Raw genomic sequence first — 811 nt, forward strand, 5'->3', positions numbered from 1 at the left:
CCAAGAACCCGATTCCGCCGACCATGTGGTCCTACAACGACGCGGTGCAGGACGACGCCTACGATCCCGAAGCCGCCAAGAAGATGCTGGAAGAGGCGGGCGTCAAGGATCTGTCGATGAAGATCTGGGCGATGCCGGTGCAGCGTCCCTACATGCCGAACGCCCGCCGCACGGCCGAGCTGATGCAGGAAGACCTGTCCAAGATCGGCGTCAAGGTCGAGATCGTGTCCTACGAATGGGGCGAGTATCTGCAGAAGTCCATGGAACCCGGCCGCGACGGCGCCGTGATCCTGGGCTGGACCGGCGACAACGGCGACCCGGACAACTTCCTGTCGGTGCTTCTGTCCTGCGACTCGGCCGGTGAGGGTGGTGCGAACCGCGCGTTCTGGTGCAACGAGGACTTCTCGAAGCTTCTGGGCGACGCCAAGGTGACGGCCGATCAGGCCGAACGGACCAAGCTTTACGAGCAAGCTCAGGTCATCTTCAAGGAGCAGGCGCCGTGGTTCACCATCGCGCACTCGACCCAGTACGTTCCGATGTCGTCCAAGGTTTCGGGCTTCGTGATGAGCCCGCTGGGCGACTTCACCTTCGAGACGGTGGACATCGCCGAGTAATCGGACCATCTGGTTGAAATCCGGCGCGCGGGGACTTCGGTCTCCGCGCGTTCTGCAAGGGCAGGGGGCCTATGCTGCGCTTCATCCTTTCAAAGTTCCTGTATCTGGTTCCCACCTTCCTGGGGATCACGGTCATCGCGTTCAGCTTCGTGCGCATCCTGCCGGGCGATCCCGTGCTGCTGATGGCGGGCGAGCGG

1 protein-coding gene and 1 pseudogene are annotated in these 811 nt (G+C 62.9%); both read left to right on the plus strand.

Features of this window, described 5'->3' with window-relative positions; genetic code table 11:
* A partial coding sequence (locus tag C5F44_RS17700) for an ABC transporter substrate-binding protein (protein WP_235822674.1) occupies positions 1 to 614 on the plus strand: 614 nt, incomplete at its 5' end.
* Positions 615 to 685: 71 nt separating this feature from the next.
* Positions 686 to 811: pseudogene (locus tag C5F44_RS18295) on the plus strand (peptide ABC transporter permease); the annotation flags it as partial.

This window comes from Fuscovulum blasticum DSM 2131 (assembly GCF_003034965.1).
In the GTDB taxonomy this organism is placed as follows: domain Bacteria; phylum Pseudomonadota; class Alphaproteobacteria; order Rhodobacterales; family Rhodobacteraceae; genus Pseudogemmobacter; species Pseudogemmobacter blasticus.